The sequence below is a fragment of the Micromonospora sp. NPDC023956 genome (assembly GCF_040639195.1).
Lineage (GTDB): Bacteria > Actinomycetota > Actinomycetes > Mycobacteriales > Micromonosporaceae > Micromonospora.
In genome coordinates, this window is record NZ_JBEZZN010000009.1 from 133,232 (window position 1) to 159,136 (window position 25,905).

Here is a 25,905-nt window from a genome sequence, read left to right on the forward strand (position 1 = left end):
TCCTTTCGCGTGTCATCGGTTGCGGCGGGTGGCCTGACGGGGCGGCCTGGTGATCGCCAACTCCGCCGAGGCGCACGTTTCCATCGCCGGCTCGAAGGCGGATTGGGAAGGGCTCAAGCCAGGTGGGCGGCGGTGCCGCCCGCGCCCGCTGGTCACCGCGCTGCCCCGCGTCCGGGCACGCGAACGGCGACCGGCGCGCACCCCTCTCGGGTACACGCCGGTCGCCGCTGTGGTCGTACGGGGGATCAGACCACTTCGAGGTTGCTCATCATCACCATGTCCTCGTGTTCGAGGTTGTGGCAGTGGAAGACGTACTTGCCTTTGTAGCCGGTGAACTTGGCCAGCACCTCGACCACCTGGCCGGGCAGGACGTCGACGGTGTCCTTCCAACCGGCGTCCCGGGCCGACGGCGGCCGGCCCTGGCGGCTGAGCACCTGGAAGTGGGCCAGGTGCAGGTGCACCGGGTGGTGCACGTCGGTGACCAGCTTCCAGATCTCCACCGAGCCGAGCTTGGGCTGGGCGTCGATCCGCTTCGGGTCGAACGGCTTGCCGTTGACCGCCCAGACCTGCTTGCCGCCGGAGACCCCCTGGCCGAACAGGAACTGCCGGGTCTGCACGGCCATCGAGCGGTCGAGCTGCTCGAAGTCGGCCAGCCGGCTCGGCACGGTGCTGTCGTCCGAGGCGCTGCGGGCGACGTGGAACTGCATGATGGCGCCCAGCTTGCCGTTGTCCAGCTCGTTGCGGAGGGTGACCTTGGTGCCGACCTTGAACTTCGAGAAGTCGATGACCAGGTCGTACCGCTCGGCCGGGGCAATCTCGATCTTGTCGTGTCCGATCGGCGCGCCGAGCAGCCCGGAGTCGCTGCCGATCTGGACGAACGAACTGCCGTCGCTCGGCTTCGGGTCGAGGCTCAGGCCGTACCGCCGGGCGTTGGAGCCGTTGAGGACCCGGAACCGGTACCGGGTGTTGGTGACATCCATGATCGGCCACGGCGCGCCGTTGACCAGGATGACGTCACCGAGCACCCCGTTGGAGAACTGCCCGGTCACCCCCGGGTCGTGCAGGTTGTGGTCGGCGGAGGGGTAGCGGAACGAGCCGTTCTCGGAGAAGGCCCGGTCGCAGATGAACAGCGGCACCTCCCGCTCCCCCTTGGGCAGCGGCAGCGCGTCCTCCTCGTCGTCACGGACGATGTGGAAGCCGGCGAGCCCCCGGTAGACCTGCGGGCCGGTGAAGTCCATCCGGTGGTCGTGGTACCAGAGGGTGGCGGCGGGCTGGTCGAGCGGGTAGATGTAGTCCTTAGTGCCCTGGCTGGTGTTGCCGGGGGCCATGTCGTGCCCGGACATGCTGTTGCCCGGCTTCCAACCGCCGTTGGGCAGGATGTAGTCGATCGGGTAGCCGTCGTGCTCGGGTGGCGTCTTCCCGCCGTGCAGGTGGACCACCACCGGCACGGCGAGTTCGTTGCGGTGCCGGACCACGGTGCGTCGGCCGGCACGCGACTCGATGGTCGGCCCGGGGAACGTCCCGTTGTAACCCCAGATCTCGGTCTGGTGACCGGGGATGATCTCCACTTTGGCTGATCGCTGGGTGAGTTCGTAGAAGTCGGTGGTCCCGTCGGAGTTGCTCGGTTTGAGCACCTGCGGCCGGGGGAGGGGGACCTGGAAGGGCTCCGGGACGTCGAGTTCACTCTCCATCTTGGCGCCGGTGCTGGAGCCGGAACGGGTGCCGAGGTTGTCGCCGAGCTTGTCGCCCAGATCCGAGCACCCGACGAGTGGGACGGCAGCGGCTGTGCCGCCCGCCAGTTGGATCAGACGTCGACGGCTCAGGTTCATGACAGCTCCTCACGAGGGAGACCGGCGGTTGGACAACCGGTCATGTCCTAGTACGCTACACGTAGCCACCCTACCTAAGCCGAACGGTGGCCGGCGGGGTCGTCCACCCGGGGCGACCGGACTCGTCCGGCGCTCGAGCGGATCTCGCTACCGTCCGATCATGGCGGAGACCACGATCCACCGCGATCCCCAGTGGACCCACCGACTCGGTTTCCTGGTGCCGAGTGTGAACACGGTCATCGAGCGGGACCTGCGACTGAGCCTGCCCGCGGCGGTCAGCGCGCACGTGTCCCGGATGTCCATCATCCGGGACACCCCCGAACAACTCGCCGCCCTCGCGGACAGCGTGCCGGAGGCGGCCCGGATGCTCTCCCATGCCGCCGTCGACTCGATCGTCTTCGCCTGCACCAGCGGAAGTCTCTACCACGGCCTCGGCTACGACGCCGAGATCACCGAGCGGATCACCGCCGCGTCCGGCCGGCCGGCCTCCACCACGTCCACCGCAGTGGTGGCGGCGCTGCGCTCGCTCGGCCTGACCCGGGTGGTGCTGGTCACGCCGTACGAACCCTGGCTCGACGACCTGGTGGCGACCTTCCTGGGCGCGCACGGTATCGAGGTGACCGCCACCGCCGGTCCCGCCCTGCCGGATCCGCTGGACACCGCCTCCGTCGCGCCGGAGGAGATCGCCGCCGCGGTGGTCGACCCCGGGGCGGCCGGCGGCGTCTTCATCAGCTGTACCGCCTTCCGGGGGCTGGAGGCCGCCCGGATCCTGCGCGAGCGGTTCGGCCTGCCGGTCGTCTCGAGCAACGAGGCGACCTGCTGGGAGGGGCTGCGGCTGGCCGGCCGGGCCCCGGACACCTTCCCCCTGGCCGGGTACGCCGACCTGTGTCGCTGAGCCCGTGGCCCAGACGGGTCGGTCCGGTGAACGGTCCGGTGCGCTCCGCCTAAACTGGACGCTTCCGCGGGCGTGCCGGCCGGTTCCACCCGACCGTCGTCCGTCCATCCTGGTCCGGGAGAGGCATTGCCGACGATTCAGAACCCGCGCCTGACGGGGCTCGCCTGTATCCGCTGCGACCGCCGGTACGAGGTGGCCGACCACTCCACCGGCTGCCCGGTCTGTCTGGCCGAGGGCCGGCCGATGAACCTGGAGTGCGTCTACACCCCGGGGGACTCCACCGGCGTCGACCAGCCCTACCTGCGGCCGGTCACCCTCGGCGAGGGGCGTACCCCGCTGCTGACCGACGTCACCGGGGTCGTGCCCGGTCTGGACGTCGCCCTCAAGTGGGAGGGCGCCAACCCGACCGGCTCGCACAAGGACCGGTTCAGCGCGGTGGTGGTGAGCCGGGCGCTGCACGCCGGCTACGAGGGGATCGTGGCCGCCTCCTCCGGCAACGCCGGGGTGTCGCTGGCCACCTACGGCGGTCGGGCGGGGCTGCGCTGCGAGATCGCGGTCACCGACGACACCCCGGCCCGGGTGGTGGAGCTGATGCGCGACCTCGGCGCGGAGGTGGTCTCCTTCCCCCGCAGCGAACAGCGCTGGGAGCACGTCGCCGCCTACCGCGACTCCCGGACCATGCTGCCGGTCACCAACTTCGTCGTCCCCCCGGTCGGCAGCAGCCCGTTCGGCATCGAGGGGTACAAGCTGGTCGCCGAGGAGATCCTCGCCGACCGGGACGCCCGGGCGCCGGAGTGGGTGGTGGTGCCGGCCTCCCGTGGTGACCTCGCATGGGGCATCCACCTGGGGTTCCGGGAGCTGCTCGGGGCCGACGCGGTGCCCCGGATCTGCCTGGTCGAGCCGTTCCCCCGGGTCGCCGCGGTGCTCGCCGGCGCGGACGAGTACGCGACGTTCCCCGGCAGCACCCGCGCGATGCCGTCGCTGGGCGGCAACCAGCTCGCCATCCAGGCCGTCGAGGCGGTCCGGCGGTCCCGGGGACACGCCGTCGCGGTGGACGACGAGAGTGTCCTCGCCGAGACGCGTCGGCTCTGGCGGGCCGGGCTCCCGCTGGAGCCGAGTAGCGCGGCCGGGTTGGTCGCCGTCTCCCGGGCCCTGGCCGACGGCACGATGACCCCGGAGTCCGACGTCGTCGTCGTGGCCACCGCGCACGGTTTCAAGGGGATGTGAGGCCACCGTCGCCCACCCGTCCGGCGGCACCCGTGCGGCCCGGGGCGCGGGCGCCGGCCACCCCCGGGCCACGGGCGGCCCGAGGTGCGCCGACGGTCGGCCCGGTTCAGCGCAGCTGCGACCAGAGCCGGCGTTCCACCGGGGTCGGGGGAACGTGCGGGATCAACCGCTCGGGGTGCCCGGCCGGTGGGGTCCCCGGCTCCGCCCCGAACCACCGGAGGTCGGGTTCCGCGCGTGGCCGCTCCGGCTCGCCGGGTTCCGCCCGGCCGGTGCTGTCGGTGACCGTCCGGTCGGTCGGGGCGGCCCCGCCCGCCGGTGGCGTGGCCGGCGGAAAGGCCGCGGGCGGCAGTGGTGCGCCGATGAGCGCCGCGCCGAACGCCTGGAGCCCCGTGAACATCTCCCGGGCGAAGCCGGCGACCAGTCGACCGCACCTGCGCAGAAACCTGTACGCGTCCATCCCGCCGTCCTCGTCCGCACGTCGTGTCGCGGTGACGGGGGCCGTCGGCTGTCGGCGCGGTCCCGCCGTCGCCCGGCGTGGCACCAGGATGGGGGGCGGAACTCGACGCCTGGTCGAGGGGCGGTGGCGGTGGTCGTGCCGGGGGCGGATCGGCGGGGGCAACAGCCCTGATCATCCCAAATAGGGTATCTACCTGTAGCTAGGCTACCGAAGTGGCTTCGTGTAGATTGGCTACATGAGGCCAAACGCGTTGCGGGGGCACCTCGACGCCCTGATTCTCTCCGTGCTGGAGCGGGAGTCGCTGCACGGTTACGCGATCATGGAAGCTCTCCAGGCCCGTAGCGGCGGCGCGCTCGACCTGCCGACCGGCACCCTCTACCCGGCCCTGCGTCGGCTGGAGCGGGCGGACTACGTGCAGAGCGAGTGGAGCACGGTCAGTGGCCGAAAGCGCCGGACGTACCAGCTCACCGCCTCCGGGCGGCGGGCCCTGGCCGACGAGCGCTCCGAGTGGCGGGACTTCGCCGCGGTGGTCGAGGGCGTGCTGCGCCCGGGCACGGCGGCGGGCTTCGCCTGAGTCGGATCCGGTGCCGTCCGGGGACGGGCGGCACCGACCGGCGGTCGACGCGACCGCCCCGGCGCGGTGGTGTCCCCGTGCCGACCGGTGCGGTCGACCGGCCGGGTCCCCGGCGCGCGGCTGCCCGGCCGTCGAGACGCGGCGGTTCGGCTGTCAGGCGGCGCTCAGGCAGTTCCGGCCGGCGACGCCGATCCCGGCCAGCGGGATCCCGAGGAACACCAGTGCGCTCGGCAGTCCGGCCATACTCGTCAACGCGTTCGGCGTGAGTACCGTGAGTAGCACTCCGAGCACGGAGAAGACCAGGCAGACCGCGAAGGCGAAGACACCCGTGGCCCGGACGAGCCGGCGGCGGGCACCCAGGTAGCGCACGCCGTAGCCGGCGGCGGTGGCGACCATGATCGCGGCGAACAGGGTCGCGGTGCCCATCCAGCTGACCGTCTCGTCGACCAGCCGGTAGCCGGGGCTGTCGTACCCCACGCCGCCGGCCAGGTGCCGGGTCAGCCGCCACAGCACCGGCTGCGCGGCCAGCACGAAGAAGATCAACAGCGCGGTCCGGCGGCCCTGAGCGAGCCCCAACTCGGTCTGGTAGTCGGGAGCGATCTCGGGAACCGCCCCGAACTCGGCGACCGCCCGTCGCTCGGCGTCGCGCCGGTCGAGACCGGCGTCCTCGTAGGCGTCGGCCGCGTCCAGCAGACCGTCCCGCGCCTCCGCGAGGAGATCGGCCTTGGACGCCCGGGGGCCACGGAGGGCCTTGTCCAGCTCGGCGACGTATGCCTCGATCATGTCCATCCGGAGCAGCTCCCTCGCCGGGACCATCGCATGGACGAGTATAGGCAAGTTGCGCCTCGTGTTTCCCTCAGGGAACGCCCCGAGTTGACCCCTAGCTTCCCCCTCCGGGGCGACTCCGGTGCCTCCTGGTTCCACGTTTCCGCCGCTCAACACCATCGATGGGCCAGTGGTGGGCTGGAATGTCGACGATGAAAATCCCGCCTATGGGACCGGCGTGGCGTGCAAGACTCCCGCCTCGTGGAACACGTCGAGCTGCATACCCCTGAGCTGCTGCTGCGTCCCTGGCGGGAGGAGGACGCGGCGGACGTGCTCGCCGCGTTGGGTGATCCGGAGACGGCGCAGTGGAACCCCTCTGCCCCCGGCCTGGACCTGGCCGGAGCACGGGCCTGGACCCGGGCCCGCGCCGACTGGTCGGCCGGCACCCAGGCCTCGTTCGCCGTCACCGATCCGGCGACCGGGGCCCTGACCGGTTCGGTCTCGTTGCACCGCATCCACGGTGACGAGGCCTCGATCGGGTACTGGACGGTGCCGGCGGCCCGGGGACGGGGCCTCGCCACCGCTGCGGTCCGGCTGGTCACCGGCTGGGCGTTCCGATCGCTGGGCCTGCACCGGATCGAACTCTGTCACGCCGTCGCCAACCCCGCCTCCTGCCGGGTCGCCGATCGTGCCGGTTATCCGCTGGAGGGGACGCTGCGGCAGTCCCACCGGTACGGCGACGGCCGCCGCCACGACGAGCACCTGCACGCCCGGCTCGCCACCGACGAGTGAACGACGGCGGCCGGTGGGGGCGGTGTGCCCCACCGGCCGCCGCGTACGCCGGCCCCGGGCCCCGTCAGTCACCGATACGGCGGGCCGGCGTCAGCTGCATCCGGCCGAGCAACTCCTGCGCCTGGTCGGCCAGCTGGGCGTCGACGGTGACCGCGTACTGGCCGGCCCGCAGCGAACTGGCCGAGGTGAAGTCGCGGCGGCCCCCGGTCATGGCGTGGGCGATCGCCCCGAAGACGGCACCCCAGACCGCGCCGACCACCAGGCCGACCAGGATGACCCCGACCCAGCTGCCGACGGCGAAGATGCCGAACAGCAGGCCGATGAAGAGACCGAACCAGGCCCCGGTGCCGGCGCCGACCAGCGCCGACCGGCCGGTGGTCATCCGACCGAGCACGGTCTCCACCAGGGTCAGGTTGGTGCCCACGATGGCGGTGTGCTCCACCGGGAACCGGTTGTCCGCCAGGTTGTCCACCAGTCGCTGGGCGGACGGGTAGTCCGGATACGACCCGATGGTCACGGTCGGCCGCCCACCCTGTGGGCCCCGGCCGTCGTCGAACGGGATCGGCTGGCCGGCGGGACCGGACGGCATCGTGCCAGCGCCTGCTGTTCCGGGCTGCCCGGCAGCGGTCGGAGTCAAGGATCTGGTCATGAGGTGCCTCCTTCGGTCGACCATCCGGGTTCCCAGCCGTCGCGAGCGGTAACCCGGGCCGGGCGGTGCCCGCCGTGCCGGCCGGGCCGGATCCGATGCCGGCGGGGCGGATCGTGAATGCCCGACGGGCCGGCCGGGTAGGCCGTCACGTGGACAACGCACGGATCAGCGAGCACGGCTTCCTCGCCGACGGGTGCACCGCCGCGCTGGTGGACCGGTGGGGCACGGTGGACTGGTGGTGTCCGGCCCGCTTCGACGCGCCCTCGGTGTTCGGGCGGCTCCTCGACGAGGATGCCGGCCACTGGTCGGTCCGTCCGGACGGCCGGTACGAGTGCGAGCGCGCGTACCTGGACGACACCCTCGTGCTGCGGACCGTCTTCACCACCCGGCACGGGGCGGTGGCCGTCACCGACGCCCTGGCCACCGAGCCCGGCGCGCGGGGACACGAGATCGGCCGCCGTCCGCCCCGCATGCTGGCCCGCGTCGTGCGCGGCCTCTCCGGCACCGTCGGGATGCGCCTGGACTACCGGCCCCGATTCGAGTACGGCCGGGTGACGGCCTACCTGACCGACCGGGACGGACTGGTCGGGGCGTCCGCGGGTACCGCCACCCTGCGGCTGCGCAGCGACGTGCCGCTGACGTTCGGGGCGGGGGAGGCGGCGGCCCGGTTCGACGTCCGGGCCGGTGAGACCTACGGTTTCACGCTCGCCTGGACACCCGCCCGCGAGGGGACCGAGTCGCCGGTGCCGGCGGCCGACGAGGTGGTGGCGGAGGCGGCGGCCGGCTGGCGCTCCTGGGCCGCCCTGCACGACTACCGGGGCCGCTACCGCGCCGAGGTACGCCGCAGCGCGATGGTCGTGCAGGGGATGACCTACCAGCCCAGCGGGGCGGTGGTGGCCGCGGCGACCACCTCGCTGCCCGAGGAACCGGGCGGGGACCGCAACTACGACTACCGCTTCGTCTGGGTCCGCGACTTCAGCCTCACCCTGAAGGCCCTCTGGCGGGCGGCCTGCCCGGACGAGGCGAACCGGCAGTTCGCCTGGGTCGCGCGGGCGATGGGGCGGCTCGACGGTCGACCCGCCCCGATCATGTACGGCGTCGAGGGCGAGCGGGACCTGACCGAGCACCGCCTCGACCACCTGCGCGGGTACGCCGACAGCCGGCCGGTGCTCGTCGGCAACGACGCGTGGCGGCAGCGGCAGTCCGACGTCCTCGGCGAGGTGCTCGACGCGGCCTGGCTGATGCGGCACTACCTGGATCCGATGACGCCCGAGGTGCGTACCCTGCTGCGGGCGCTCGCCGACCAGGCGGTCACCGACTGGCGGAAGCCGGACTCCGGCATGTGGGAGGCCCGGGACGCCGAGCGGCACTACGTCTCGTCGAAGGTGCAGTGCTGGACCGCGCTGGACCGGGCGGTGAGCTTCGGTTCCCGGCTCGGCGACGAGGCGGACCTGGCCCGCTGGGCGGCGGCCCGGGAGGAGGTCCGCCGGGCGGTGCTCACCCGGGGGTGGAACGCGCGGATCGGCGCGTACACCGGGGCCTTCGGCTCCGACGAACTGGACGCCTCGGTACTGATCATGCCGTTGGTCGGTTTCCTGCCCGCGGACGACGCCCGGATGCGCGCCACCGTGGCGCTCGTCGAGCGGCGGCTGGGCCATGACGGGCTGCTGCGGCGCTGGGACGGCGACCCGGCCGGCTTCCTCATCTGCTCGTTCTGGTTGGTGGGCTGCCTGGCCCTGGCCGGCGAGCGGGACCGGGCCGAGCGGCTGTTCGTCCGGCTCGTCGGGCGGGTCAACGACCTGGGGTTGTTCGCCGAACAGATGGACCCGGTGACCGGGGAACAGCTCGGCAACTTCCCGCAGGCGTTCTCCCACATCGGACTGATCAACGCGGCCGGCCAGCTCACCGAGGCCGCCGAGCAGGCTCGGACAGGAGCGCAGCAGCCCGTGCCGACCGGCACGGGCACGAGGGAGGGGGCAGGATCGTGACCGGACGACTGGCGGGGAAGACGGCCCTGATCACCGGCTCGGACTCGGGCATCGGGCAGGCGACGGCGATCGAGTTCGGCCGGGAGGGCGCCGACGTGGTGGTGCACTACCTGCACGACCGGGACGGGGCGGAGCGGACCCGGGGCGAGGTCGAGGCGTGCGGCCAACGGGCCGTCGTGGTGCAGGGTGACATCAGCGACGAGCGGCGGGTCGAGTCGATGTTCGACGAGGCGCTGGCCGAGTTCGGCACGCTGGACGTGCTGATGAACAACGCCGGGGTGGACGCCTCCGGCACCCCGGTGGCGGACCTGGACACCGAGACCTGGGACCGGGCGATCCGTACCAACGTGTACGGGGCGTTCTTCTGTTCCCGCCGGTTCGTCCGGCACCGTCGGGAGTCCGGCGGCGGCGGGCGGATCATCAACACCACCTCCATCCATCAGGAGGTGGCGCGCGCCGGTGGCGCGGACTACGACACCAGCAAGGGTGCGTTGCTGGAGTTCGCGAAGACCCTGGCGCTGGAGGGCGCGCCGATGAAGATGAACGTCAACAACATCGCGCCGGGCATGGTGCTCACCCCGTTCAACCAGCGGGCCATCGACGACCCGGAGTACCTCGAGGAGCAGGTGCAGAGCATCCCGTGGAAGCGGGCCGCCCAGCCGCACGAGATCGGCCGGCTGGCGGTCTTCCTGGCCAGCGACGAGGCCGACTACGTGACCGGATCCACCTACGTGATGGACGGTGGGCTGATGCAGAACCAGGGCCAGGGCGCCTGACCGGCGCGGGCGTCCGGTGGGCCCCCGGCCGGTGCGGCCGGGGGCCCGGACGGGTCAGCTGGTGCAGGCGGTGCCGTTGAGGGTGACCTCCCCGAAGGCGGGCAGGGCGGTGCCGGTGAAGGTGCCCTGGAAACCGACGGTGAGCGTCCCGCCGGCGGGCACACTGCCGTTCCAGGAGACGTTGCGGGCGGTGAGCCGGTTGCCGGACTGGCTCCACTCGCCGTTCCAGCCGTTGGTCAGCCGGACGCCGTCGGCGACGGTGACGGTGAGCGTCCACCCGGTGAGCGCCGCACCGCCGTTGGTCACCCGGACCTCGGCGGTGAAACCGCCCGTCCAGCTGTTCGACACGACCGTGGCGGTACAGCCACCTCCGACCGGCGGGGTCGTCGGCGGCGGCGTGGTGGCCGGGGGAGTGGTGGGGGGCGGCGTGGTGGCCGGGGGCGTGGTCGGCGGTGCGGTGGTCGCCGGGGGCGTGGTCGGGCCGGCCGCGATGGCCAGCTCGTACGCCCGCTGCGGGACGAACTGCCCGGCCCCGGCGATGCAGCCGTCCGCCTCGCCGGGCAGCTTCACCCAGAGGAACGCGTCGATCGCCGGATCGCCGGTGGCGGTGGTGCTGGGCGTCCCGATGGCGCGTCCGGGCGGGTCGCACCACTGCGAGCCGGAGGGCCCGTTGCCGTTGCGGCTGGTGTCGACGACGGCCCGGAGCCCGCTGACCCCGGTGGCGGCCATCACCTGCTTGGCGTACGGGACGGCCTCGGCCGTGGTGCGGTAGTTCGACACGTTGACCGAGATGCCGTCCGCGCTGGTCGCGATCTCCGCGCCGACCAGGCGGGCGGCGATGTCGGCGGGCGAGAGCCAGGCGGAGTGCCCGGCGTCGAAGTACACCCGGGCCTGCGCCGAGGCGGCCTTGAGCCGCTTGCCGGCGTACGCCATCGACGCCTTCGTCTCGGCCTGCTGGCCGGCGTTCTGGCAGGTCGTCATCAACGGCAGGACGTCCGGTTCCAGGACGATGGTGGCCGGGCGGCCGGCCAGCCCGGCGGCGACCTGGTCGACCCACTGCCGGTAGGCGGTGTGGTTGGGTGCTCCACCGCCGCTGGCTCCGCTGCAGTCGCGGTTGGGGATGTTGTAGACCACCAGGATCGGGATCTTCCCGGCCGTGGCGGCGGCACCGACCAGGGCGTCCACCTCCGCGCGGACGGTCGCGGTGTTGGTGGTGGTGAACCAGCGGGCCTGCGGGACGCGGGCGATCCGGTCGCGGATCACCGCCGCCCGCGAGTCGCCCGGGTTGGCGGCGACCCAGGCGGCGGCGGAGGTCTGCGGGTCGACGTAGAACGCGGATTCGGCCGCGGTGGCGGCCGGCGGCCGGAGCGCGCCGACCGCGATCGTCGTCGCGGCGGCGAAGGCGGCCGTGGCGGCGGTCGCCGCGACGAGCCGGGGATGGATCCTCAATTCCCTCTCCTATCGGACATGCCCAATGGAAGCGCTCCCACGCTCCTCCACCGTACGGCCCGTCCTCCCCGAAGTGAAGACCCCCGGCTCCGGCTCCTCGCTGCCGCGCCCCCCGGGCTCCCGCCCTCTCTCCTCGGCGCGCTTCCCGGCCCGCCCGCCCCCGGTCCGTCCGCCCCCGGCCCGTCCGCCCCCGGCCCCTGCGCGCCGCGGCTGCCGGCAACCTCATGGTCGCCGCGACAGGTCGGGACCGGTGGGGGATGCTGGACGGGACAGGGGGCGGGAGGATCGTGTGCAGGTGGTGATCACGGCGGACACGCACGTGCCCAAGCGGGCCCGGGACCTGCCCGAACCGCTCTGGGCGGCGATCGACGCCGCGGACGTGGTCCTGCACGCCGGTGACTGGGTGGACGAGGCGCTGCTGGACGCCGTCGAGTCCCGGTCCCGCCGGCTGGTCGCCGTGTACGGCAACAACGACGGCCCGCCGCTGCGCGCCCGGCTGCCCGAGGTGGCCCGGGTCGAGCTGGCCGGACTCCGGGTGGCCGTGGTGCACGAGACCGGCCCGCGTGCCGGTCGGGAGGCCCGGTGCGCCGCCACCTTCGGCGACTGCGATCTCCTCGTCTTCGGGCACTCGCACATCCCGTGGGACACCGTCGCGCCGACCGGTCTGCGGCTGCTCAACCCCGGGTCACCCACGGACCGGCGGGCTCAGCCGTACGCCACGTACCTGACCGCCCGGGTGACGGCGGGGCGGCTCGACCGGGTCGAGCTGCACCGCCTGCCCCGTCGGTCGGGTCACTGACCCCGACCGGTCTCCTCCTGCAACGCGTCGATCCGCCGGGCCGCCTCCGCCTTGGTCAACCCGTCCGGCACCTCCGTGCCGGCCTCCCGGGAGAGCGTCGCCAGGTACGACTCCTGGGCCGCCGTCGGCGGCTCGTCGCCGGTCACCCACTCGTCCGGGTCCTTGATCGCCCCACGGGGGTTGGCGTGGGCACTGCTGTCGCGGTCGGTCATCGTCTCCACCTTTCCTCGAACAGGTGTGCCAGTACCCTCCGTCGGGTTGCTTCATGCCCCCGGCGTGCCGGCCCGGCAGCCCTCCGCCGGCACATACGATCACGCGATGACTGGGGAACGGGCGCGGGTGATCGTGGTCGGAGCCGGCATTGCCGGTGTGGCGTGCGCGCGGGAGTTGGTGGCGGCCGGCGTGCCGGTGCAGATCCGGGAACGGGCCCGGGTCGTCGGCGGCCGGATGGCCAGCAAGCGCTTCGACGGGCGCCCCGCCGACATCGGCGCCGCCTACTTCACCGTCAGCGATCCGGACTTCGCCCGCGTCGTCGAGGGCTGGCGGGCGGCCGGACTGGCCCGGGAGTGGACCGACACCTTCGTCGCCCACGGGGCGGACGGCCGGCGCGCGGCACCCGGACCGATGCGGTGGGCGGCCCCCGGCGGCCTGCGGTCCCTGGTGACCGACCTGGCGGCCGGACTCCCGGTGGTGGTCGACCGGCTGGTGCTCGCGGTGGAGCCGGGACCGAGCGTCGACGGCACCCCGTGCGAGGCCGTGGTGCTCGCCATGCCGGGTCCGCAGGCGGCGCTGCTGCTCGACCCCACGCTGGCCGACGCGACCCGGGCGGTGCAGGCTCAGCAGTGGACGTCCACGCTCACCACGGTGCTGCGTTTCCCGCACCGCCGGTGGCCCGACTTCGCCGGGGCGTTCGTCAACGACCACCCCGTGCTGACCGTGCTCTGCGACGACGGCGATCGGCGCGGGGACGGCGCACCGGTGCTGGTCGCCCACACCACCGCCGAGTTCGCCGGGCGGTACCTGCTCCAGCCGACCGCCGCCGCGGCGGGCGTCGAGGAGGCCGTGCGGGACCTGCTCGCCCTTCCCGAACCGGCCGACCACGTGCACGTGCACCGCTGGACGTACGCGAAGCCGGCGGTCGGGCTGTCCGGGACGTACCACCTGGACGACGACGGTGTGGGGCTGGCCGGTGACGCCTTCGGCAAGCCCCGGGTGCAGAGCGCCTGGCTCTCCGGTCGCGACCTGGGCCGGGCCCTGGCCCGCAGGCTCACCACCTGACCCGCCGAGGACCGGGGCCGGCTCAGGGGAGGGCCGGCTCGGGGCGTGCCGGGCTCGGGGTGCGTTCGCCGGCCCGGTCGAGCACCTGCATCACCGGCGTGGCCGCCACCCCGTGCACCACCACCGAGACGATCACCACCAGGCCGGCGGTGGCCCAGACCAGGTCGGCCTGCGGGAAGTCCGCCTTCGTGGTGGCGTACGCCAGGTAGTAGAACGAGCCCACCCCCCGGATACCGAACGAGGCGATCACCCAGTGCTCGGCCGGCCGGCCGGGCGCGCCGCGCAGCGACAGCCAACCCACGAGCGGTCGGACCACGAAGATCAGAGCCAGCCCGACCAGGGCCGCCGGCCAGGTCAGCGGGGCCAGGAGGCCGCCCACCACGGCGCCGCCGAAGAGCAGGAGCAGCAGGACGGTCAGCAGCCGCTCCACCTGCTCGGCGAAGTCGTTCAGGACGGTGTGGAACTCGTGGGTCCGCTCCGCCGACCGGATCGCCCGTGCGGCCACGAAGACGGCGAGGAAGCCGTACCCGCCGATCAGCTCGACCAGCCCGTACGCCAGGAACGTCGCGGCCAGCGCGAGGAACCCCTCGGCGTGCCGGGCCAGCCGCAGCTCGCTCGGCGCGCGGAAGAAGAGCTTGCCGAGCAGCCAGCCGACCAGCAGTCCGCCGGCCACCCCGGCGCCGACCTTCCAGAGCAGGTCGACGGTGAACCAGTGGGCCAGCCAGTCCGCCGGGGCGAGGCTGGTGGAGGCGATGGCGATGGCCGCGTAGACGAAGGGGAAGGCCAGACCGTCGTTCAGGCCCGCCTCGGAGGTGAGGGCGAAACGGACCTCGTCCTCGGAGTCCTCCACGTCGTTCGGCTCGCCCACCTGCACGTCGGCGGCGAGGACCGGGTCGGTCGGGGCGAGCGCCGCCCCGAGCAGCAGCGCGGCCGCCGGCACGAGCCCGGCCCACCACCAGCCGAGCAGCGCCACGGCCGCGATGCACAGCGGCATCGCGATGGCGAGCAGCCGCCAGGTGGAGGACCAGCGTCGCCAGCCGAACGAACGGTCGATCTTGAGGCCGGCGCCCATCAGGGCGACGATCACACCGATCTCGGTGAGGTGGGTGGCGACGGCCGGGTGGGCCAGGGGGTCCGGGACGGGCAGCCCGGTGGGCAGCAGGAAGATCAGCATGCCGAGGCCGAGGAAGGCGATCGGCATGGAGAGGGGACGCTGTTCCAGCATCCGGGGCAGGATCCCGGCCAGCAACGCGCCGATCCCGAGTACCGCGAAAGCGACGTCCACCGGTTCCACGACTCCACCCTTCGTCTGACCCGTGGTGCCCGGGCAGGCGGAGAGCAACTGTGCCCCGTGGACGGCGTGGCTATGCCTTCATGTTCAGATCGGCGTCGATGTCGTCATGTCGCCGGTGCAGGACGGAGGAGTCCGTCAGGTTGGCCAGCAGCGCACCCGGGTCGTCGTAGACCTCGACCGCGCCGGCCCCGGCCAGCTCGGCGCGACCGGTTCCGCCGCAGGTCAGGCCGATGCAGGGGATGCCGAGGCGGCCGGCGGCGGCCACGTCCCAGACCGAGTCACCGACGAAGACCACCCGCCCGGCGGCCAGACCGGACTGCTCCAGCGCGGCGACCAGGATGTCCGGCGCGGGCTTGCTCCGGCGCGCGTCCGCCGACGAGGTGACGGTGTCGACGACGTCGTCGGCGTCGAGCGCGGCGCGCAGCGCCCGGACCTCCTGCTCGGCCGCAGAGGTCGCGAGCACCACCCGCAGCCCTCGTTCGGCGCAGGCCCGCAGCAGGTCGGCGGCGTGGGGGAGCGGCGTCAGCCGCTCCGCGTACCCGAGGAAGAGACTGTCGTGGACGTCCCGGACCCGGTCGTCCTCGGTCCGGTCGCGTTCCGGCCCGAGCAGGTGGTCGAGGAGACGGTCCGAGCCCATCCCGATCGAGCGGTGGATCAGCGCCATCGGTACCGGGTGGCCGCACCGGCGCAGCGCCTCCCACCAGGCCACCGTGTGCAGGTACGTGGTGTCGACCAGGGTGCCGTCGACGTCGAACAGGACACCCTCGGGGCGCGCGGCGGCCATCGCCTTCCCTTCTGTCGGGGCGGACGCGCCGCCCGGCGACCTCACCCCGGCGGAATGAGGATCTCGAACCAGACCGTAGAGCCGCGTACCGTCGGATCCGTCCCCCACGCGTCGCTGAGCTGCTCGATCAGTCCCAGTCCGCGGCCCCGGCTGCTCAACGTGTCGGTCTGCGCCTTCGTCACGGTCCCCCGGGTTCCGGAGTCCGCGACGGACACCAGCAGCCGCTCGGGGCTGAGGTCGATCTCGACCCGGGCGGCGGTGCCGGCGTGCAGCAGGGCGTTGGTGGTCAGCTCACTGGTGCACAGGACGGCGGCGCCGATGACCGACTCGGGCACCCGCCAGTCGGCGAGCTGCCCGGTCATCCAGTGCCGCACCCGGCTCGGCGCGGTCGGTTCGGCGGGGACCTCCATGCTGGCCGACCGGCTCGGCATCAGCGCGTGTTCCACGGCGAGGACCGCCACGTCGTCCTCGGTCGCGTCGGGCACCGCGGCGGTCGCGACCGCGCAGAGCGCCCGGGGGTCGCCGCTGGCCGCACCGGCCACCGCCTCGGCCAGCCCGGTGAGACCCACCGAGAGGCTCTGCCGCCGCCGCTCGACCACCCCGTCGCTGAACAGCAGCAGGGTGTCGCCCGGCGCGAAGCGCACCGTGGTGGTGTCGGGCCGGCAACCCAGGCCCAGCGGCGCGCCGGTCGGCACGTCCAGGTACTCGGCGGTGGGCTCGGCGTCGGGGGAGGAACAGCGGCGCAGCAGCGGGGCGGGGTGCCCGGCGCTGGCCAGGGTGAGCCGTTCCCGCCCGGCGTCGATCACCCCGAAGACGACGGTCACGAAGAGCTCGTACGTGCCGGCCTCGGCCCCCAGGCTGGCGACCAGCCGGTCCAGCCCGGCCAGTACGGCGTCCGGACGCGGGTCGGTCAGCGCCAGGGCACGCAGCGCCGCCCGTACCTGCCCCATCCGGGCCGCGGCCTGCACGTCGTGGCCGGCGACGTCACCGAGGACGACGCCCAGCCCGCCGTCGGGCAGGACGAAGGCGTCGTAGAAGTCACCTCCGGCCGCGTTGCCGTCCACGCCCGGGTCGTAGCGGGCCGCGATGCGCAGTCGGGGCAGGTCCGGCAGGTGCTCCGGGAGCATGCTGCGTTGCAGCAGCTGGGCGGTGCCGTGCTGGGTCTCGAAGCGGCGGGCCCGCTCGCCGGCCTGGGCGACCAGCTCGGCCGAGGCCGCCAGCAGTGCCCGTTCGGCGGCCGACCACGAGTGCGCGCGTTGGTACCCGACGCTGAGCCCGCCGCGCAGCACCGGCGTCCGCAGCGGCAGCGCGGCCAGGGCCCGGATCTTCTGGTCGTGCCGGTCGGCCGCCGCCGCCGCGAGCGGTTGGCCGTCCGCGGTGAACTGCGGCACCCCGCTGCGGGCGGAGACCACCAGCGGCAGTGGTGAGGTATCCGGTGCGCGCCGCCAGAGCGGGGGCAGCCGTTCGTCGGCCTCGTCGAGCAGTTCGCCCCGGACCCGGCGGACGATGCGCCAGCCGCCGCCGTCGTCGACCCCGAAGGACACCCGGTCGGCGTCGAACGAGTCGAGCGCGTACCGCAGCGCGACCCGGGCCACGTCGTCCAGGGTGAGCGTGCCGGAGAGGGCGGCGGCCAGTTCACTCAGGCTCTGTAGCTGCTCGGTGACCTGGGTGGTCTCGGCCGCCACGGTCAGTACGCCGACCACCCGCCCGCCGCTGTCCCGCACCGGGGAGCAGCCCCGGGTGAAGACCGCCTGCTCGACCCGGCCGGTGCCGTGCCGCACGATCGGCAGGATCGACTCCTTCTCGAGCGTGGAGACGCCCTCGTGGAAGGTGCGTTCGACCAGGTCACCGATGCCGGGAAGGGCCCACACACCGGCGAAGGCCTCGGCCGCCGGGCGGCCGACCGCCGGGTGGGCCGCGCCGACCAGCTCGGCGTACCCGTCGTTGTAGAGCAGCCGGAACTCCGCGCCGAGGGTCAGCGCCATCGGCACCGGCGAGGCGAGAAGCAGGTCGACGACGGCCCGGACCGCCGGGTCCCACCGCTCGATCGGACCGAGTGGTGTGTCGGACCACGGATGGCCGAGCACGAGTGCCGCCGTACCGACGCTGGCGGCCCGCGGGATCGGGGCGGGTGAAGCGGGAACGTGCCCGACCGTGCCTGGCATGTGACGCAGCCTATCCGGCGCCGTCCCGTGGCGTTCCGGTCGCGCCCCCGGCGGTGTCCCGGGGGGTTCCGGCACCACCGTCCCGACCAGGGGCGACATGTCCGGAAACTGGCTGGTGCCGCTGCGGGTTGGTGCTTCTTCGGCCGGGTATGCGGGCGGCGCAGACCAGGCGACAGGAGGGACAACATGCGCAAAACCCTCGCGGTCAGGCAGGTCGACATCGGCGACGCCCTGACCGACATGTGGAGGTCGGTGCTGCTCTTCGTACCGAGGGCCATCGCCTTCATCGCGATCCTCGTGGTGGGCTGGATCATTGCCCGCGCGGTGCTCAAGGTCGTGGACACGGTGCTCGAGCGGGTGGGGTTCGACCGGGCGGTCGAACGGGGTGGCATCAAACGGGCGCTGGAACGCACCCGGTACGACGCCAGTGACATCCTGGCCCGACTGGCGTACTACGCCGTGCTGCTGTTCACCCTGCAGTTCGCGTTCGGGGTGTGGGGGCCTAACGCGATCAGCGACCTGATTTCGGGCGTGGTGGCGTGGCTGCCCCGGGCCTTCGTCGCGATCGTCATCGTGGTGGTGGCCGCGGCGATCGCCAACGCGGTGCGGGATCTCGTCAGCGGGGCGCTCGGTGGGCTCTCGTACGGCAAGGTGCTCGCCGACCTGACGGCGGTGTTCATCCTCGCGCTCGGGGTCATCGCCGCGCTGAACCAGGTGGGTATCGCGACCACGGTGACCACCCCGGTGCTGATCGCGGTGCTCGCCACCGTGGCCGGCATCCTGATCATCGGTGTCGGTGGTGGTCTGGTGAAGCCCATGCAGGCCCGCTGGGACCGTTGGCTGGACCGGGCCGCGGAGGAGTCCCGGGCGGTGCAGATGCAGCGGCAGGCCCAGGCGGCCGGACGCAGCGACACCGAGCGGCAGATGGCCGACCGTGGTGGTGCGCCCCGGATGCCGTCGGGGACGGGCGAGGCGGCCAGCGCCTCGGCGACCCCGTACCGCTCGGGGGCGATGGGGGAGGAGACCCAGCAGTTCCGTCGCGCCGAGTGAGGACCGGGTGCGGCACGACCAGGGGAGGGCGTCCGGTACGGGCGTCCTCCCCGCACGTGGCGCCGAGGGGACCGACCGGGGTCAGGCGGGCGTCGAGATCGGCCGGGCCAGCGCGCAGACCGCCAGCAGCCGGGTCAGCACCCAGTCCGGGGCCGTCCAGTCGGCCGGCCCGCTGGACGGGACCCAGCCGTGCTCCGCGGCTGCCGCGCGGACGCCGTCGGCGTACCCGGCCAGGGCGGCCAGGGTGAGCGGGCGGCGGTCGCCGTCGAGGCTGTCCCGGACGGCGGCGGCGTGCTGGTCGACCTGGGCGAGCAGATCGGGCCGACGGACGGCGGCAGCCAGGCCCGCCGTGCCGACCGACACGGTCAGGGCGGCGATGGAGGCCCGTGCCACGCCCACCGCCGTGCCGGCGGTCGGAGCCCCACTGAACTGCGCGTACATGGGAAACGAGAGTAGTCCCGCCGGGAGCGGCCCGACCTCGTCCGGACGGTGGGGGCCGGCTCGGCCGCCGGGTGGAGTTTGCCCGGACATGCGTGACCTGCTCCACATCCGGGCACTACCCGCGACGACCTGGACCGCGAACGGAGGCACGGATGGCACCACACGGGGACGGACCGGACGAGCGGCACCGCCGACCCGCCGGACTGGACGACGGGACGGTCGCCGCGCTCGGCAAGCTCAGCGAGGCGTTGGAGACCGTCGAACGGGCGCGGGGGCACCTCTACACGCTGCACCAGCTGATCGGCCATGCCGACCTGATGCTCGACGACGCCGTCGAACGGTTCCGCGCCGCCGGACACGACGGGATCGCCGACCGGATCGCCGAGGAACTGCTCGGCCGCAACGTCATCGCCGGCCGGTGGACGTTCCAGATCGTCGAGGACTTCGACGACGGGTACTACGCCCTCTTCCGGGAGCTGGACCGGCAGGCCCGCGACGAGCTGGCGCAGGGCCGGCGGCACCTCTACGAGGCGGAGATGAAGGAGCGGCGGCGGACCAGGGGACGTCCGGGACACGAGGCCCGCCCGGACCGCACCGGCTGAGTCAGCCCCGCTCGCCGCTGCGCACGTCGGCCGGCCGGCGTCGGCCGGCGTCGTCCGCGATGATCACTGTCGCGATCAGCATCGCGACACAGACGCTGAACAGCCACGAGCCGTCGGGGACGAGCCAGGCGGAGACCGGCGCCTGGAGCGCGGCGAGGAGGAAGCCGAGCCATGCCAGGCGGCGCTGACGAACGCTGAGAAAGCTACTGCCCTGTTGCATCCCGACAGTCTTGCGCGTGATGCCCGGATTGCCCTTCGTCCGTTCGGCCGATTCTGGATGACCTGTCCGGATCTCCGGCCGCGTCGCTGCTGCTTCCCGCAGGCGGCGTGGTATTTACCACTGCCAACGCCGGCCGGATCGGGCAGGATGGCCGGTCGTGCCGACCTCCCCGCGAGCCTCGCTGCTCCTGCTCGCCTACCTCGCCTTCGTCAGCCTGGGCCTGCCGGACGGACTGCTCGGGGTCGGCTGGCCCGCGATGCGGTCGGACTTCGGGGTGCCGACCGAGGCGGTCGGCGTGGCGCTCACCGCCGGCACCGCCGGCTACCTGACCTCCAGCCTCCTCGCCGGTTTCGGCATCGCCCGGCTCGGGGTCGGCCGGCTGCTGGCCGGGAGCACCCTGCTGGCCAGCCTGGCGCTCACCGGGTACGCGCTCGCGCCCGGCCTGGCCGTGGTGGTGTGCTGCGCCCTCGTGCTCGGGCTGGGCTCCGGGGCGGTCGACTCCGGGCTCAACGCGTACGCCGCCGGGGCGTTCGGCCCCCGCCACATGAACTGGCTGCACGCCTTCTTCGGCCTCGGGGTGGCCCTCGGTCCGCTGATCATGACCGGGGCGATCGGCGCCGGTCTCTCCTGGCGCTGGGGGTACGGTCTGGTCGCCGCCGGTCAGCTCGCCCTGGCCGTGGCGTTCGCGCTGACCGTCCGGGCCTGGGGGGACCGGGGCCCCGCGGCCGGCCGGACCGCCCGCCCGGCCAGCGTGCCGGTCCGGCAGACGCTGCGGCTGTCGGCGGTCTGGCTGGGCGCCCTCGGCTTCGGCGTCTACGCCGCCATCGAGATCGGCGCCGGGCTCTGGGCCTTCCTGCTGCTCACCGAAGGGCGGGGACTGGGTGCGGCGGCGGCCGGCATCTGCGTCTCGGGGTACTGGACCAGTCTCTTCGTGGGCCGGGTCGTCCAGGGCGTGATCGCCGAGCGGTTCGGCAGCGGACGGGTGCTGTGGGGGAGCCTGGTCGGCCTCGCCGTCGGGGCCGTCCTGGTGGCGCTCCCCGGCCCGGCCTGGCTGGCGGTGGCCGGTCTCGCGGTGATCGGCTTCGCCGCCGCCCCGGTCTTCCCGTTGCTCACCCTGACCACCGCCGACCGGGTGGGCGGGGCACACGCCGACCGGGCCATCGGGGTGCAGATCGCCGTCGCCGGCCTCGGCGGCGCCCTCGGTCCGGCCGCGATCGGGGTGCTGATCGGCCGGACCTCGGTCGAGACGCTCGGCCCGGCGCTCGTCGTGCTCGCCGTCGCGCTGATCGCCCTGCAACTCGCCGCCACCGGCCGGTCGTTCCGGACCCGACCGGTGTGAGCCGTACCGCCCGGCTGAGGTGGTAGCAGGAAACCCCTCCCCGTCGACAACCGGTGGCCGGGGCCCGGGCAACCACCTCAGCGCGCTGCGCCGGGATCAGACGTCGGGGCCGGTGCGGCCGGTCGGTGAGGGCCGGTACGCCCGCTGCTCGTCGGTCGCCTCCCGACCGTGGTCGCCCTCGGCGGTGGTGTGCCCGTCCGCCGGGACCGGCCCGTGCCCGAAGGCGGACTCGTAGCCCGCGTCGTTGCCGGTCACGTCGTCGGCCTGCCCGTCGCCGGGGGACGTCGCCACCACCTTGTCCAGCTCGCTGAGCGGGAGCCGCTGTTCGTCACGCCACACGGCGCCGTCGTTGTCGGTCATGCCATCGCCGTACCCCCGGCCCATCCCGGCAAACCGTCCCGGCGCCCGCCCCGGGCACGGCGACGGCCGCCGGATGCACCGGCGGCCGTCGTGACGCGTACGGATGTCTCAGGGCTGGGGCCGGTCGACCTTGCCCCGCCAGGCACCGGTCTCCTGGCCGCGCCGCTCGATGAACGACTTGAACCGTTCCAGGTCGCCCTTGGCGCGGCGGTCGACGATGCCGAGCTTGTCGCCGGCCTGCTCGACCAGACCGTGCGGCTCGAACTCCAGCTGGAGGGTCACCCGGGTGTGCCCCTCGTCGAGACGGTGGAAGGTCACCACGCCGGCGTGGTCGGCCCCGCCGGTGGAGTTCCAGGCGACCCGCTCGTCGGGGAGCTGCTCGGTGATCTGCGCGTCGAACTCCCGCTTCACCCCGGCGATCTCCACCGTCCAGTGGGTCATCGTGTCGGAGAGCTGCCGGACCTCCTGCACGCCCTCCATGAACTGAGGGAACTCCTCGAACTGCGTCCACTGGTCGTACGCGGTACGGATCGGGACGTCCACGTCGATGTGCTCCATTACGCCACTCATCAGGGCATCCTCCTCATCTGCCAGGTCGGCTCGGGTCGGGGGCGACTCGGCCGCTCACCAGCGCTGCGTCTCGTTCTTGTGGCCCAGTGCCGCCCACACCTCGGACACGGTGCGGTACCGGGTGCCGGCCGGCAGCCGGGCCAGCTCGGCGAGGACGTCGTCGGGCGCCTCGTTCTGCCGGGCGCTGCCGAGCAGCGTCTCCCGGTCGCCGGGCAGGGCCGACAGGCCGATGAACCGGCCGAGTCGGCTGCGCTGCTCGACGTCGGTGGAACTCATTCCCTGCGGCGCTCCGGTGCGTGACTCGCCCGCCGGTACGGTGGTCGTACCCGGCTGGTCCTCACCGGCCGGCTCCGCCTCGCGGAACTCGTCGACCCGGGAGCCACCGACCCCCGGACCCTGCACCAGGCCACTGACCTCCTGGCTCATCTGTTCGTCGAGCCGAGGTCCGTGCTTGTTGCTGCCTCGTTCCATGCTTACTGCGCTACCCGGTCGGGACGGGGATAAACCGCTCCGCCCCGGCCGGCGCCTCCGGACGCGGGGGCCGCTGCGGTCACGGAGCGGCGGCGCGCTTCGGGGTGAGGACCGGCTCCTCCGGTGCGGGGACGCCGGCCTGCATCATCCGGCCGCGTTGGAGTTCGGCGTTGATCTGCACCCCGAACATCAGCGCGCAGTTCGACAGGTACAGCCACACCAGGAACGCGATGACCGCGCCCAGGCTGCCGTAGGTGACGTCGTACGAGCCGAAGTTGGCGACGTACAGGCCGAAGCCGAAGGAGACGAGGGTCCAGGCCAGCAGGGCTACCGCGCCACCGACGGTGAGCCAGCGGAACCGGGGCTGCCGCACGTTCGGGGCGATCCAGAACAGCAGCGACAGCAGCACCATCAGGACCGTGGCGAGCACCGGCCACTTCGCCACGCTCCACGCGATCCGCGGCGCGTCGCCGAGGTCGAGCAGGTTGCCGACGGCCTCGGCCACCGGACCGCTGACGATCAACCCGCTCGCCACCACCGCCAGCAGCACCAGGGAGACCCCGGCCAGACCGATCTGCAACGGACGCAGCCGGTAGAACGGCCGGCCCTCCTCGACGCCGTAGATCGCGTTGGAGGCGCGGGTGAACGCGCCGATGAAGCCCGAGGCCGACCAGAGCGCGCCGAGCAGACCGAAGCTGAGCAGCGCCTTCACCCCGGCCCGCTGGTCCACCACGCCCTCGACGACCCCGACCACGCTCTCGTTGGCCACCACCGACCCGGCCCCCACGTCCCGGGCCAGGTCGAGTAGGGTGTCCACGGTCCGCTCGCCCTCGGAGACCAGCCCGACCAGGGCCACCACCACCACGATCGAGGGGAAGAGGGCGAGCACGCCGTAGTAGGTCAGCGCCGCCGCCCAGTCCGCGCAGTTGTCCTTGACGAAGTTCTGGCCGCTGCGGACCAGCACGCCCCGCCAGGTGGACCAGCTCAGCTGCCGCAACCGTCGGGGCACCCGCAGCTCGCGTCCTCCGCCGGCCGGTGCGGTCGGCTCCGTCGTCGTCGCTGCCATGACCGCTCCCTGCCGTCGCCGCCGCACCCCGGCCGTCCGGCGCGCCCCGGCGGGCTGGTCGGCCCGCGCCGGACCGGAACCCGGCGGTACCCGGGCCGGCGACCCGACAAACGTGGACGCACCGTTTGCCCCTGCCCGGACAGGGAACGGTCAACCCGAAGCACCCGACGCGGAGGAGGACGACATGCCAGGGCGCGAGGTCCTGCCCAGCACCGTCCGGCGCTCTCCTGAGAAGGCGCAACGGACCTGGGCCAAGACGCACGATTCAGCAGTGGAGACGTACGGCGAGGGGGAACGGGCGCACCGCACCGCCTTCGCCGCGCTCAAGCACGAGTTCGAGAAGGTCGGTGACCACTGGGAGCCGAAGGGGCGCAAGGGGCCCAGCGACCGGCAGGCCGCCGGGGGCGGGCCCGCCCGACGGGCACCGACCGCCGGCGGGGTGGACGCGAACGCGACCAAGGAGCATCTGATGCAGGTCGCCCGCAAGCTGGACGTCCGGGGCCGGTCCCGGATGACCAAGCCGGAACTGGTCGACGCGATCCGCCGGGCCAACGACCGGCGGACCCGCAAGGCGCGCGGGGACTGAACCCGGTTCCGGGTGGCGGGCACCGGCTCACCAGTGTCCGCCACCCGGGGCGCCCAGGTGTACCACCTTCGTGGTGGTGAACTCGTCGAGCAGCTCCGGCCCGTACCCGAAGCCCTGGCCGCTGCCGCGACGCGGTTGTGCGGCACCGCCCGGTGCGCCGCCGAAGACCGCGTTGACCTTGACGGTGCCGACCGGCAGCTCGCGCCACGCCCGCTGCGCGTGGCCCATCGAACGGGTGAGCACGGTGGCGGCCAGCCCGTACGGCGAACACGCCGCCCGCCCCAGCGCCTCGGTGAACGAGTCCACCACCAGCACCGGCGCGACCGGACCGAAGGTCTCCTCGCGTACCAGCGTCATCCGGTCCGTGCACTCGGTGACCACGGTCGGCGGATAGAAGGCCCCCGGTCCGGTGGGCACCTTCCCACCGGTGCGGACGCGGGCGCCCTCGGCCACCGCCGCCAGCACCTGTCCGTGCACGTGGTCCCGGTGCCGTCGGTCCACCAGCGGACCGATCTCGGTCTCCCCGTCCTGCCCCGGCCCGACCCGCATCGCCCGGGCCAGGTCGACCAGGGCGGGGAGGAAGTCGCCGGCCACCTCCCGGTGCACGTAGATCCGTTCCACCGCCACGCAGATCTGCCCGGCGTTGGCGAACGCACCCATGGCCGCCTGCCCGGCGGCCCATACCGGGTCCACCCCGGCATCGACGATCAGCGGGTCGCTGCCCCCGTTCTCCAGCAGCGCCCTGGCGCCGGTGCGGGCGCAGGCTGCGGCGATCGCCCGGCCGGCGGTGGAGGAGCCCACGTGCGCCACCACGTCGACCTCCTGCGCGGCCAGCGCGGCGCCGACCCGCGCGTCCCCGGTCAGCAGGGACAGCACGCCGGCCGGCAGTTCCCCGTCGAGCGCCCGGACCAGCAGCCAGCCGGTCGCCGGGGTGCGCTCGCTGGGCTTGAACAGCACCACGTTGCCGGTGACCAGGGCCGCGCCGAGCAACCCGCAGGCCACCGCCACCGGGTCGTTCCACGGGGTGACCACCGCGACCACACCACGCGGCTCGGGGGCCATGAAGTCGACCGCGTCCCGCCCGCCGTGCAGGGTCCGGCCGCCCCGCAGCGGTCCCAGTTCGGCGTACTGGCGCAGGGTGGCGATCCCCGCCGCCACACCGCCCCGGGCGTCGAGCAGCGGCTTGCCCATCTCCGCGGTGGTCGCCTGCGCCAGGTCCTCGGCGACCGCCTCGACCGCGTCGGCCGCCCGGCGCAGGGCCGCCGCCCGGTCCGCCGGGTCGGTCGCCGCCCACGTCGCCGCCACGCCGCGCGCCGCGCCGACCGCCTTGGCCACCTCGTCCTCGGTGGCCACCGGTACGACACTGACGTCGGTGCCGTCCGCCGGATCGGTCACGACGAACTCGCCGCCCGCCCCGCCCGCGCCCCACACTCCGCCGATGAGCTGCTCCACCCGCCACATGGCGCGCTGGATGCCCGG

At 73.6% G+C, this 25,905-nt stretch carries 28 protein-coding genes; 12 read left to right on the forward strand and 16 right to left on the reverse strand.

Features of this window, described 5'->3' with window-relative positions:
• Positions 1 to 245 precede the first annotated feature (245 nt).
• Positions 246 to 1,829: a multicopper oxidase family protein gene (locus AB0F58_RS18970; RefSeq protein WP_357144158.1), complete on the reverse strand. Its 1,584-nt coding sequence runs from the start codon at positions 1,827 to 1,829 to the stop codon at positions 246 to 248.
• A 160-nt stretch (positions 1,830 to 1,989) separates the two neighbouring features.
• On the opposite strand from AB0F58_RS18970, the gene AB0F58_RS18975 reads away from it, so the two are divergent.
• Both AB0F58_RS18975 and AB0F58_RS18980 read left to right on the forward strand, forming a co-directional pair.
• Entirely contained in the window at positions 1,990 to 2,724 is a 735-nt protein-coding gene (locus AB0F58_RS18975; RefSeq protein WP_357144160.1) for a hypothetical protein, read from the forward strand.
• A gap of 126 nt (positions 2,725 to 2,850) precedes the next feature.
• A complete protein-coding gene (locus tag AB0F58_RS18980) occupies positions 2,851 to 3,951 on the forward strand; it encodes a pyridoxal-phosphate dependent enzyme (protein ID WP_357144163.1) in 1,101 nt (366 codons plus the stop codon).
• Between the two features lie 106 nt (positions 3,952 to 4,057).
• Here AB0F58_RS18980 and AB0F58_RS18985 read toward each other — a convergent pair whose 3' ends face one another.
• Positions 4,058 to 4,408: a DUF6059 family protein gene (locus tag AB0F58_RS18985; RefSeq protein WP_357144166.1), complete on the reverse strand. Its 351-nt coding sequence runs from the start codon at positions 4,406 to 4,408 to the stop codon at positions 4,058 to 4,060.
• A gap of 235 nt (positions 4,409 to 4,643) precedes the next feature.
• Here AB0F58_RS18985 and AB0F58_RS18990 point away from each other — a divergent pair, with 235 nt between their 5' ends.
• Complete coding sequence (locus tag AB0F58_RS18990; protein ID WP_357144169.1) at positions 4,644 to 4,982, forward strand: PadR family transcriptional regulator; 339 nt, start codon at positions 4,644 to 4,646, stop codon at positions 4,980 to 4,982.
• A gap of 153 nt (positions 4,983 to 5,135) precedes the next feature.
• Here the strand turns inward: AB0F58_RS18990 and AB0F58_RS18995 are convergent, their stop codons facing one another.
• Positions 5,136 to 5,798, reverse strand: a complete 663-nt coding sequence (locus tag AB0F58_RS18995) for a permease prefix domain 1-containing protein (protein WP_357144172.1) — start codon at positions 5,796 to 5,798, stop codon at positions 5,136 to 5,138.
• 210 nt (positions 5,799 to 6,008) lie between these two features.
• Here AB0F58_RS18995 and AB0F58_RS19000 point away from each other — a divergent pair, with 210 nt between their 5' ends.
• Positions 6,009 to 6,539, forward strand: a complete 531-nt coding sequence (locus AB0F58_RS19000) for a GNAT family protein (RefSeq protein ID WP_357144175.1) — start codon at positions 6,009 to 6,011, stop codon at positions 6,537 to 6,539.
• Positions 6,540 to 6,603: 64 nt separating this feature from the next.
• On the opposite strand, the gene AB0F58_RS19005 is transcribed toward AB0F58_RS19000, so the two are convergent.
• Positions 6,604 to 7,188 (reverse strand): general stress protein, encoded by a 585-nt coding sequence (locus AB0F58_RS19005; RefSeq protein ID WP_357144178.1) that lies wholly within the window; start codon positions 7,186 to 7,188, stop codon positions 6,604 to 6,606.
• 149 nt (positions 7,189 to 7,337) lie between these two features.
• Here AB0F58_RS19005 and AB0F58_RS19010 point away from each other — a divergent pair, with 149 nt between their 5' ends.
• Entirely contained in the window at positions 7,338 to 9,176 is a 1,839-nt protein-coding gene (locus tag AB0F58_RS19010) for a glycoside hydrolase family 15 protein (RefSeq protein ID WP_357144181.1), read from the forward strand.
• Positions 9,173 to 9,952: a glucose 1-dehydrogenase gene (locus AB0F58_RS19015; RefSeq protein WP_357144184.1), complete on the forward strand. Its 780-nt coding sequence runs from the start codon at positions 9,173 to 9,175 to the stop codon at positions 9,950 to 9,952. Before AB0F58_RS19010 ends, AB0F58_RS19015 begins: the two co-directional genes overlap by 4 nt.
• Before the next feature lie 54 nt (positions 9,953 to 10,006).
• Here AB0F58_RS19015 and AB0F58_RS19020 read toward each other — a convergent pair whose 3' ends face one another.
• Entirely contained in the window at positions 10,007 to 11,401 is a 1,395-nt protein-coding gene (locus AB0F58_RS19020) for a glycoside hydrolase family 6 protein (RefSeq protein WP_357144187.1), read from the reverse strand.
• Positions 11,402 to 11,690: 289 nt separating this feature from the next.
• Here AB0F58_RS19020 and AB0F58_RS19025 point away from each other — a divergent pair, with 289 nt between their 5' ends.
• On the forward strand, positions 11,691 to 12,200 hold the full coding sequence (locus tag AB0F58_RS19025; RefSeq protein ID WP_357144190.1) for a YfcE family phosphodiesterase: 510 nt from the start codon (positions 11,691 to 11,693) through the stop codon (positions 12,198 to 12,200).
• Here the strand turns inward: AB0F58_RS19025 and AB0F58_RS19030 are convergent.
• The gene (locus AB0F58_RS19030) at positions 12,194 to 12,412 is read right to left on the reverse strand and encodes a DUF3072 domain-containing protein (RefSeq protein ID WP_357144193.1); all 219 of its coding nucleotides are present in this window, start codon (positions 12,410 to 12,412) and stop codon (positions 12,194 to 12,196) included. The genes AB0F58_RS19025 and AB0F58_RS19030 overlap by 7 nt on opposite strands.
• Before the next feature lie 106 nt (positions 12,413 to 12,518).
• Here AB0F58_RS19030 and AB0F58_RS19035 point away from each other — a divergent pair, with 106 nt between their 5' ends.
• The gene (locus tag AB0F58_RS19035; RefSeq protein WP_357144196.1) at positions 12,519 to 13,478 is read left to right on the forward strand and encodes an FAD-dependent oxidoreductase; all 960 of its coding nucleotides are present in this window, start codon (positions 12,519 to 12,521) and stop codon (positions 13,476 to 13,478) included.
• A 22-nt stretch (positions 13,479 to 13,500) separates the two neighbouring features.
• Here AB0F58_RS19035 and AB0F58_RS19040 read toward each other — a convergent pair whose 3' ends face one another.
• From AB0F58_RS19040 to AB0F58_RS19050, 3 genes are all read right to left on the reverse strand, one after another.
• On the reverse strand, positions 13,501 to 14,772 hold the full coding sequence (locus AB0F58_RS19040) for a cation:proton antiporter (protein ID WP_357144199.1): 1,272 nt from the start codon (positions 14,770 to 14,772) through the stop codon (positions 13,501 to 13,503).
• Between the two features lie 70 nt (positions 14,773 to 14,842).
• Positions 14,843 to 15,556 carry an HAD family hydrolase gene (locus AB0F58_RS19045; RefSeq protein WP_357144202.1) on the reverse strand — a complete coding sequence of 238 codons (714 nt, stop codon included), beginning with the start codon at positions 15,554 to 15,556 and terminating at the stop codon, positions 14,843 to 14,845.
• Positions 15,557 to 15,597: 41 nt separating this feature from the next.
• On the reverse strand, positions 15,598 to 17,721 hold the full coding sequence (locus AB0F58_RS19050) for a SpoIIE family protein phosphatase (protein WP_357144204.1): 2,124 nt from the start codon (positions 17,719 to 17,721) through the stop codon (positions 15,598 to 15,600).
• A 186-nt stretch (positions 17,722 to 17,907) separates the two neighbouring features.
• Between AB0F58_RS19050 and AB0F58_RS19055 the strand changes: the two genes are divergently transcribed.
• Positions 17,908 to 18,771 carry a hypothetical protein gene (locus tag AB0F58_RS19055; RefSeq protein WP_357144207.1) on the forward strand — a complete coding sequence of 288 codons (864 nt, stop codon included), beginning with the start codon at positions 17,908 to 17,910 and terminating at the stop codon, positions 18,769 to 18,771.
• Between the two features lie 81 nt (positions 18,772 to 18,852).
• On the opposite strand, the gene AB0F58_RS19060 is transcribed toward AB0F58_RS19055, so the two are convergent.
• Positions 18,853 to 19,212: a DUF6401 family natural product biosynthesis protein gene (locus AB0F58_RS19060; RefSeq protein WP_357144210.1), complete on the reverse strand. Its 360-nt coding sequence runs from the start codon at positions 19,210 to 19,212 to the stop codon at positions 18,853 to 18,855.
• A gap of 152 nt (positions 19,213 to 19,364) precedes the next feature.
• Here AB0F58_RS19060 and AB0F58_RS19065 point away from each other — a divergent pair, with 152 nt between their 5' ends.
• Positions 19,365 to 19,814: a hypothetical protein gene (locus AB0F58_RS19065; protein ID WP_357144213.1), complete on the forward strand. Its 450-nt coding sequence runs from the start codon at positions 19,365 to 19,367 to the stop codon at positions 19,812 to 19,814.
• Between the two features lies 1 nt (position 19,815).
• Here AB0F58_RS19065 and AB0F58_RS19070 read toward each other — a convergent pair whose 3' ends face one another.
• A complete protein-coding gene (locus AB0F58_RS19070) occupies positions 19,816 to 20,034 on the reverse strand; it encodes a hypothetical protein (protein WP_357144216.1) in 219 nt (72 codons plus the stop codon).
• A gap of 157 nt (positions 20,035 to 20,191) precedes the next feature.
• On the opposite strand from AB0F58_RS19070, the gene AB0F58_RS19075 reads away from it, so the two are divergent.
• Positions 20,192 to 21,373, forward strand: coding sequence for an MFS transporter (locus AB0F58_RS19075; protein WP_357144220.1), 1,182 nt, complete (start codon positions 20,192 to 20,194; stop codon positions 21,371 to 21,373).
• Between the two features lie 96 nt (positions 21,374 to 21,469).
• Here AB0F58_RS19075 and AB0F58_RS19080 read toward each other — a convergent pair whose 3' ends face one another.
• From AB0F58_RS19080 to AB0F58_RS19095, 4 genes are all read right to left on the reverse strand, one after another.
• Positions 21,470 to 21,733: a hypothetical protein gene (locus AB0F58_RS19080; protein ID WP_357144223.1), complete on the reverse strand. Its 264-nt coding sequence runs from the start codon at positions 21,731 to 21,733 to the stop codon at positions 21,470 to 21,472.
• A 108-nt stretch (positions 21,734 to 21,841) separates the two neighbouring features.
• On the reverse strand, positions 21,842 to 22,303 hold the full coding sequence (locus AB0F58_RS19085) for an SRPBCC family protein (RefSeq protein ID WP_357144226.1): 462 nt from the start codon (positions 22,301 to 22,303) through the stop codon (positions 21,842 to 21,844).
• A 54-nt stretch (positions 22,304 to 22,357) separates the two neighbouring features.
• Positions 22,358 to 22,774 carry a DUF2795 domain-containing protein gene (locus tag AB0F58_RS19090; protein ID WP_357144229.1) on the reverse strand — a complete coding sequence of 139 codons (417 nt, stop codon included), beginning with the start codon at positions 22,772 to 22,774 and terminating at the stop codon, positions 22,358 to 22,360.
• Positions 22,775 to 22,853: 79 nt separating this feature from the next.
• Positions 22,854 to 23,840, reverse strand: coding sequence for a YihY/virulence factor BrkB family protein (locus AB0F58_RS19095; protein ID WP_357144232.1), 987 nt, complete (start codon positions 23,838 to 23,840; stop codon positions 22,854 to 22,856).
• A gap of 184 nt (positions 23,841 to 24,024) precedes the next feature.
• Between AB0F58_RS19095 and AB0F58_RS19100 the strand changes: the two genes are divergently transcribed.
• A complete protein-coding gene (locus tag AB0F58_RS19100; protein WP_357144235.1) occupies positions 24,025 to 24,426 on the forward strand; it encodes a ChaB family protein in 402 nt (133 codons plus the stop codon).
• A gap of 27 nt (positions 24,427 to 24,453) precedes the next feature.
• On the opposite strand, the gene AB0F58_RS19105 is transcribed toward AB0F58_RS19100, so the two are convergent.
• Positions 24,454 to 25,887 carry an aldehyde dehydrogenase family protein gene (locus AB0F58_RS19105; protein WP_357144540.1) on the reverse strand — a complete coding sequence of 478 codons (1,434 nt, stop codon included), beginning with the start codon at positions 25,885 to 25,887 and terminating at the stop codon, positions 24,454 to 24,456.
• Positions 25,888 to 25,905 lie beyond the last annotated feature (18 nt).